The sequence below is a fragment of the Metabacillus rhizolycopersici genome, assembly GCF_020075705.1.
Genome location: NZ_JAIQUM010000135.1, coordinates 1 through 7794 on the forward strand (window position 1 = coordinate 1; position 7794 = coordinate 7794).

The following is a 7794-nucleotide window of genomic DNA, read 5'->3' on the forward strand; positions in this document are numbered from 1 at the left end:
ACCTATTATATTTACGTTGTTTATCTAAAAGAGCAGAATTATAGGTTTGGCGACAATATTGCAGCCAACGATCCAACATTTCCTTCTGCTTTTCATTTGGATAAATTTCATATTTTTGATTCAACAATATTGTGATCACCACCCCTATATTCTACCTTCATTATAGAACGTTAGTTCCTGTTGAACAACCATTCAGGCTTCCACCTGACCAAAATTCATCCCCTCCCTACCGTTGGGCTACACCCTTCACACACTTGAGGAAGGGGAATTCTTTTGGGATTTCGTTAAACTTCCGTAAAATCTTACCTTAAGATTCAGGTAAGTCTCAGTTTATTATAAAGACCGATACATCATTTCGATCATTTTTCTCGTGTCAATGCTTACTATTCGTTATAATTTGCGATAAAATTGGATGTTGTGGTGAAATTTGGAGGGACAAATATGACAAACATTATTGAAGTGAAGAATTTACGTAAAGAATTTAAGTCGTACTCAAGTCGCCAAGGTCTAAAGGGGGCATTTCGTGATTTATTAAATCGTCAATCCAAAATTTTTCCTGCTGTGGATGATATTTCGTTTACAGTAAAGCAAGGAGAAATGGTTGGATATATCGGAGAAAATGGCGCCGGTAAATCGACATCAATTAAAATGCTAACTGGGATTTTAACCCCCACCTCAGGTCAAGTTCTAGTAAATGGGCTGAATCCCCATAAAGAACGTGAGCGTTTTGTTCGTTCAATTGGCGTTGTCTTTGGTCAACGTTCACAACTATGGTGGGATATCGCGGTACAGGAATCCTTTCGATTATTAAAAAAAGTGTATAAAGTATCCGATACTGATTATAACGAGCATATGGATCATGTGATAAAAACGCTTGATATTGAACCTTTGTTAGATAAGCCAGTTCGAAAGCTTTCTTTAGGACAAAGAATGAGATGTGAGCTAGCTGCGGCCCTGATTCACAATCCACCATTATTGTTCTTGGATGAGCCAACGATCGGACTAGATGTTCTAGTGAAATTGAAAATTCGTCAGTTTTTGAAGGAAATGAATGAAAAGTACAAAACGACAATTTTATTAACTACGCATGATATATCAGACATTGAGGCGCTTTGCGAACGCGTTGTAATGCTTGATAAGGGAAAAGTGATTTATGATGGAGCCTTAGAGAAATTAAGAACACATTGGGGTGAAGGAAAACAGATTCAATTCCAATTTGCAAATGAAGTGATAGGAAATCAGCTCACATTTCTAACTGAAGAAATTGATGTGTTTTGGCAAAAAGGTGATAATGCGAATGTTTGGACAGCGATTGTCAGTGACAAAGAGACGCAGATGTCTGAGCTTATTAGTCGAGTTGTAGGTGCACATCAAATTACTGATTTAAGTGTAGCGGAAATTTCTACAGAAGAGGTTATTCGAAACATTTATGAAAAGGGCGAGGCATTATCAAGCTGAGGTGGAGTATGGGTAAATATATAGAAATGATCAGAATCCGCTTTTTAATGATGCTTGCATATCGAACGAATTATTATAGCGGGATTTTAATTTACAGTATAAATATTGGTGCTTATTATTTTCTCTGGACAGCTATCTATGGTGGCAAGGAATCGATTGAAGGCTTATCAGCCGTTCAGATGACATCATATGTAGCTGTATCGTGGATGGCAAGGGCATTTTATTTTAATAATATTGATCGTGAAATAGCGGTAGAGATTAAAGAAGGAAAAGTCGCGATCGAACTTATTAGACCTTATAATTATTTAGGGATGAAGACGATGCAAGCATTTGGCGAAGGTGTCTTTCGCTTATTATTTTTCTCTGTACCGGGGATGGTCATTGTTGGATTTGTGTTCCCGATGGAATTTTCCACAAATGGGGCAACGTGGTTATTTTTTGCTTGCTCATTGATATTCAGCTTTATTATTAATACTCAAATTAACTTAATGACGGGAATTATGACATTCTTCTTATTTAATAACGATGGTCTAATGAGAGCAAAACGAGTCATTATCGATCTATTTTCGGGGCTGCTTCTACCGATCAGCTTTTACCCGATATGGGCCCAAGATATCATGCAGTATTTTCCGTTCCAAGCAATTAGTTATATTCCAAGTATGATTTTTACAGAAGGCATGAAAGGTAATGAAGTTCTTCAAGCTCTTCTATTGCAAGGTTTTTGGGCAATTCTGTTACTCATTCCAATCCAAGTACTGTGGATCATAGCGAAAAAACGAATGATTATACAGGGAGGATGAGGATATGTTTTATTTGTCAATGTTTACACAATATATCGGACAATATATGAAAACAAGACTAGAATATCGAGGAGATATGGTTGTCGAATTGTTATCAGACTTATTGTTTCAAATTACAAATCTCGTATTCATTCTCGTCGTTTTCGGACATACGCAATTTTTAGGTGGTTGGACTCGTGATGAAATCATTTTTATTTACGGTTTTTTCCTAGTGCCATATGCGATATTCGGAGCATTTTTCAATATTTGGGATTTTAATGATCGCTATATTGTAAAGGGAGAAATGGACCGGATATTAACTAGACCAATCCATAGCTTGTTTCAAGTTATTCTCGAACGAATGGAGCTTGAGTCATTGTTTGGTGCGGTTACAGGGATATTAATTATGACCTATGCTTCCATTCAATTAGGGTTAAGCTTTCAATGGTATGACGTCCTTTTGTTTATGGTGTTTGTTATTAGCGGAGCACTTATTTATGCAGGTATTTTTGTTTCCTTGGCAAGTATTGGCTTTTGGTCGGATTCACCTACTTCCTTCATGCCGATGATGTACAATATCGGTAACTACGGACGCTATCCGGTTGATATCTATAATTCAGTTATTCGCTTTGTGTTAACCTGGATTCTTCCATTTGCATTCGTTGGAGTGTACCCGGCTGCATTCTTCCTTGAAAAAGAGGAATGGTATGTCTACTCGTTCTTAACTCCAGTAATGGGGATTTGTTTTTTAGTGATATCTGTTGTGCTTTGGAATGCAGGTGTGAAGAGATATCGAGGAGCAGGGAATTAGAAACAGAGAACCACGAAAATTTGGTTCTCTGTTTTTGTTTGTAAAATATACTGCTGTAATTGAAAGTGATTTGAATAACCCCTGCCATGCTTGTATATATTGTACAAAGCGTCAGTTGAGTAGGGTGGGGTTTATTTGGAATTGTTGTTTTGTATTTTTATCGCGATTTGTATTTTTATGAGTTTTAAAACTGTTGTTGTGGCATGTCTTCAAAAGAATTTTTTGTCTTTTGAAACAATTATTATAATAACTTATCTATACTTTTCTCTATTTGTCGGTTTTGGAATGATCTATTTAATATGTATGCAGAGTAACCTTCTTGTTTTAATTGAAGCGGGTAATCTGATTTCTGGGGATTATTTTGACAAGCTCATTACGTCACTTTATTTTAGTGCTGTTACCTTATTTTCAGTAGGTTACGGAGATATTGTACCAATTGGAATAGGGCGGTATCTTGCTGTTATTGAGGCTTTAATTGGGTATGTCCTTCCCGTGGTTTTCTTAGCTCGTACGGTCATTGAGGTTGAAAAAAAGTAAATAGTTGTATGATAAGCAAAAGTTCGTTACGCTTAATATCTAGTACGATATTCAATGGAGGGATCGCAATGACAATAGAAGTTGGCAGTATCGCACCAGACGTAGAATTAGTAGCTGATAATGGAGATAAGGTGACATTGGCTGATTATAGAGGGAAATATATTGTTTTATACTTTTATCCTAAGGATATGACGCCAGGTTGTACGACCGAAGCATGTGATTTTCGTGATCAGCATCAAAGCTTTGCAGATGTAAACGCAGTAATCTTAGGGGTAAGTCCTGATCCTCAAGAAAAGCATCAAAAATTTAAAGAAAAACATGATCTGCCTTTTCGTTTATTGGTGGATGATGAACAGAAATTGGCTGACGCATATGGCGTTTGGAAATTAAAGAAGAATTTTGGTAAAGAGTACATGGGGATTGAACGATCTACCTTTATTATTGATCCTGAAGGAAGGATAATAAAAGAATGGAGAAAAGTAAAAGTGAAAGATCATGTACAGGAAGCCTTGCAGTACATAAAGGATGCCCAATCCTAATTTACAGACAACATCAAATCTAGCATCAGTTTTAGTAAATGAAATCTTACTGTATCCTGAATGCTAAAATTAAGAAAATATTAAATAATATCGCCTATTTTTTACAAATAGGGCAAACGTCCAGCCAAAGTGAAGAAAAATGCGTAAAGTATATGGAAGGCATTACCTCCTCAAATGTTAGCGCCGGATTTGAAGTGCGGACCTAAGTTCCGCACTCTTTTTAGTGTTTAGGAAGATGATTTGTATCGGTATAGGAAAATAAAATTCTTGTAATGTGGATAAGCGCACGACATCCAGCGCAAGCGTACGGCCCTTTGGGCTCATAAGCCACACATGAATTGAAGGCAAAGTAAGCCTTTCTATTCATGCGCGTTTTATGCCTGCCTGAGGCTGATCAAGGCGTTTGCGCTTTTGTTCATAGAGATAAACTTGATACTTTCTGCTGTATAGAATTTGTAAGGATTACTCCACATCTATTAAGTAGTACTGGAAATGAACCCTAAAAGGACATGGAAATAGTTAAAGTGGATCTTTCATGTAATCTAAGGGATGTTAATAGCATGAATCTGATTTGAGTGTATATAATACTCTTATTGAACTACTCACGACTTAATTTTCTAACGAAAATGTGAAGACGGAGATTCTAAAAAATAGAACCATACCCGTTCAACTAGGTGATGGATTTTCTGCTTTCCCTTTCAGACAAACCTTTTTGCTTCAAGATCGAATTCATCCTGGAACAAAGAGCCTACAAGTGTAGAACCTGTCTGAAAGCAAAAAGCTCTGACACATTCGTTCAGGAATGTCCTTTTCCTACTGCACCCGACAAGCTAGACCGATTATCTTCTCTGGTAATCGTGAATAATTTGTCGGTAGAAAAAGCACAAAAAACACGCATAGAATTTTACCCAACAAACGAAACGATAGGTTAGTTGTTGGAACCCCATATTCTATCTAATTTTCAAAGAACGATTTGTATAGGAAAACAACAGCACGTACGTTCGGTTTATTCAACCGTTTTGGCTAGCGCTAACCGACATTCATCCCCTCCCTACTCATTGGGTTACGCTCTACGCATTTATTGAGGAAGGGATCTTCTGTTGGGAAATGATAAAGAAAGTTTGACAAAAGTTACAAACTCAATGTACACTAATTATAAACATTATAAAGTAAGAATATTTATTGAAATGAGGTGCATGGCGAATGTCTGAACATCATTTAAAAGATGCATTAGATACATTAAAGCAAACCGGGGTTCGTATAACACCTCAACGTCATGCTATACTTGAATTCTTAGTCGATTCCATGATACACCCTACAGCCGATGATATATATAAAGCCTTAGAAGGAAAATTTCCTAATATGAGTGTTGCTACAGTTTATAACAACTTAAGGGTATTTCGTGAAGTTGGACTAGTAAAGGAATTGACGTATGGCGATTCGTCAAGTCGATTTGATTTCGTCACATCAGATCACTATCACTGTATTTGTGAAACGTGCGGTAAGATTGTTGATTTCCATTATCCAGGACTTGATGAAGTTGAAGCGTTAGCTGCACATGTAACAGGGTTTAATGTTAGCCACCACCGTATGGAAATATACGGGAAGTGCAGCAGTTGTGAAAAACAGGAAACTCATTAAAACAAGCTCAGTTTAAGACTGAAGCTTGTTTTTGTATTTAACTGACTCTAAAAGTTAATATGCTGGTAGGTTCATTTTGGATTCAAATATTAAAAGGAACGGCTTCTAAGAAGCCGTTCTTACTATTTTATCTTCATTTTTTTACGATTATAATCTTGATCAAATTCTTTGCCCTCTAAATTTTTGTCTAACGTTAAAGGTTCCTTACAATACATGCACATATCAACGCGACCGAGTATTTTTGTCGGTTTTTCACATGATGGACAAATAACCTGAACAGCTTTAGTTGAAAGCATTCCGATCCAAAAGTAAACAACTGTACTTGCAATGATCGAAAGCATCCCTAATATCATAAAAATCGTCATAACCCACATGTTTGAGCGGAAGAAAAGGCCTAAATACATAATAATGAAACCTACAAAGACTAAGCTTAAAGCAAAAGTTCTTATTTTATTTATTTTACTAGTATATTTACGAGCCATATCATAAACCTCCTGTTGTTTTAAATATAGCACAGCTTGTATTGTAGATAAATTGTTAACTAACTTTACTTTAAAAATTACATCTGAAAATAATGTTTGTTTTATATGTTGTAGTTACTTTATACTATCAGAAGTTAAATACAAAGGTTGGCATTATTAGAAAAACAGTGGCTTTTGATTCGACATAAGTGATTGGAGACAACTCAGGTTTCTCTAATAATTTTCTTCGTGCTATTTTGAAAAGGGTTTTTGCTTTTATATGTAGAATCAATAATAAGCCCAATCATTGGAGGAATAATCATGGAAAATATTCTCCGTCCTATATATCAGGAAAGAGCAAGTCATTCGAATACATTAGCGATCATCATGATTGAAAAAAGGAATCAAATATCTCCTTTAACAGACAATTTAGATGTTGTATTACTAGTTATCATTAACGAATCAAGTCAGTCAATTTATGTAAAACATTACGAATACGAAGATAAAAAGGCTTCTGTAACTGTTATGACCCAAGATGAATTAAATGAATCAATTCTTTTGGGAACAAATAGAAGAATTGTTGATTGGGTATTAAATGGAAAAGTTCTTTTTGATCGAAATGAATACATAGTCAGTCTTATTGAAAGATTGAGAAGTTTCCCCTTTACTGAACGTAAACTAAAAATTGGAATTGAATATGGAAAGTTAATTCGTAGATATCAAGAAGGAAAAGCATTTTTTGAATCTAAACAGCTGTTAGATGCTTATAACAATATTGTTCATTCTTTACATCATTTAGCTAGATTAGAGGTTATTGATCAAGGATATCATCCTGAAGTGACTGTATGGAACCAAGTTAAACAAATTGGACCACAAATCTATAAGCTTTATAAGGAATTAGTCGAAAGTGATGAATCGCTAGAGAAGAGATTGGAGTTATTATTTTTAGCTAGTGACTTTTTAATTCATTCTAAAACAGAGGTGGGAGCAGCGCATATTCTGACGATTATGACAGGTAAGGAAACCTGGTTTTATAATGAATTACATCATCATCCAGAACTGATATATTATTCTGTTGATCTAAGTGTCATATTAGAATACTTAGTTGAGAAAAACTATGTTTCCGTTAAACGAATCGAAACAAAGGGGAAAGGGATTTATCATCGAGCATATTTTGTTACGAAAAAGTATTGACTTAATTTTTATGAGGTGATATATTATTAAACGTCGCTGTTACGGAAAAAAGTGAACAGTGGCTTTTATTTCACTTTTAATGAAAATTTTTCTTTTTAAAAAGATGTTGACAGTAAAAAGTGAAGATGTTATATTAAGAAGGTCGCTTCTAGATGGAACGACAACACGATGATCTTTGAAAACTAAACAAAACCAAGCGTGCCAACGTTAATTTCGATTAACAAAAACGTACTATATAGTACAAAATTTATGAGCAAGTCAAACTACTTTATTGGAGAGTTTGATCCTGGCTCAGGACGAACGCTGGCGGCGTGCCTAATACATGCAAGTCGAGCGAATTGATGGGAGCTTGCTCCCTGATATTAGCGGCGGAC

9 protein-coding genes and 1 rRNA gene are annotated in these 7794 nt (G+C 35.6%); 8 read left to right on the plus strand and 2 right to left on the minus strand.

Going from position 1 to position 7794, the window contains the following annotated elements; all coding sequences use genetic code 11:
• The coding region (locus tag K9V48_RS26470; protein WP_308012627.1) for a helix-turn-helix domain-containing protein at positions 1 to 136 on the minus strand (136 nt) is incomplete at its 3' end.
• 305 nt (positions 137 to 441) lie between these two features.
• Here K9V48_RS26470 and K9V48_RS26475 point away from each other — a divergent pair.
• The 6 genes from K9V48_RS26475 (at position 442) to perR (ending at position 5765) form a co-directional block, all read left to right on the plus strand.
• Complete coding sequence (locus K9V48_RS26475; RefSeq protein WP_224142071.1) at positions 442 to 1458, plus strand: ABC transporter ATP-binding protein; 1017 nt, start codon at positions 442 to 444, stop codon at positions 1456 to 1458.
• Positions 1459 to 1466: 8 nt separating this feature from the next.
• Positions 1467 to 2258 carry an ABC transporter permease gene (locus tag K9V48_RS26480; protein WP_224142072.1) on the plus strand — a complete coding sequence of 264 codons (792 nt, stop codon included), beginning with the start codon at positions 1467 to 1469 and terminating at the stop codon, positions 2256 to 2258.
• A gap of 4 nt (positions 2259 to 2262) precedes the next feature.
• Positions 2263 to 3048, plus strand: coding sequence for an ABC transporter permease (locus K9V48_RS26485; protein ID WP_224142073.1), 786 nt, complete (start codon positions 2263 to 2265; stop codon positions 3046 to 3048).
• A 135-nt stretch (positions 3049 to 3183) separates the two neighbouring features.
• Complete coding sequence (locus K9V48_RS26490) at positions 3184 to 3585, plus strand: ion channel (RefSeq protein ID WP_224142074.1); 402 nt, start codon at positions 3184 to 3186, stop codon at positions 3583 to 3585.
• 68 nt (positions 3586 to 3653) lie between these two features.
• Positions 3654 to 4124: a thioredoxin-dependent thiol peroxidase gene (gene bcp, locus K9V48_RS26495; RefSeq protein ID WP_224142075.1), complete on the plus strand. Its 471-nt coding sequence runs from the start codon at positions 3654 to 3656 to the stop codon at positions 4122 to 4124.
• 1203 nt (positions 4125 to 5327) lie between these two features.
• Positions 5328 to 5765: a peroxide-responsive transcriptional repressor PerR gene (gene perR, locus K9V48_RS26500; RefSeq protein WP_224142076.1), complete on the plus strand. Its 438-nt coding sequence runs from the start codon at positions 5328 to 5330 to the stop codon at positions 5763 to 5765.
• Between the two features lie 122 nt (positions 5766 to 5887).
• Here perR and K9V48_RS26505 read toward each other — a convergent pair whose 3' ends face one another.
• Positions 5888 to 6247, minus strand: coding sequence for a YgzB family protein (locus K9V48_RS26505; RefSeq protein WP_224142077.1), 360 nt, complete (start codon positions 6245 to 6247; stop codon positions 5888 to 5890).
• A gap of 300 nt (positions 6248 to 6547) precedes the next feature.
• Between K9V48_RS26505 and K9V48_RS26510 the strand changes: the two genes are divergently transcribed.
• Together K9V48_RS26510 and K9V48_RS26515 are read left to right on the plus strand one after the other, a co-directional pair.
• A complete protein-coding gene (locus K9V48_RS26510; protein ID WP_224142078.1) occupies positions 6548 to 7420 on the plus strand; it encodes a nucleotidyltransferase-like protein in 873 nt (290 codons plus the stop codon).
• A 268-nt stretch (positions 7421 to 7688) separates the two neighbouring features.
• Positions 7689 to 7794: ribosomal RNA gene (locus tag K9V48_RS26515) — 16S ribosomal RNA — on the plus strand; the annotation flags it as partial.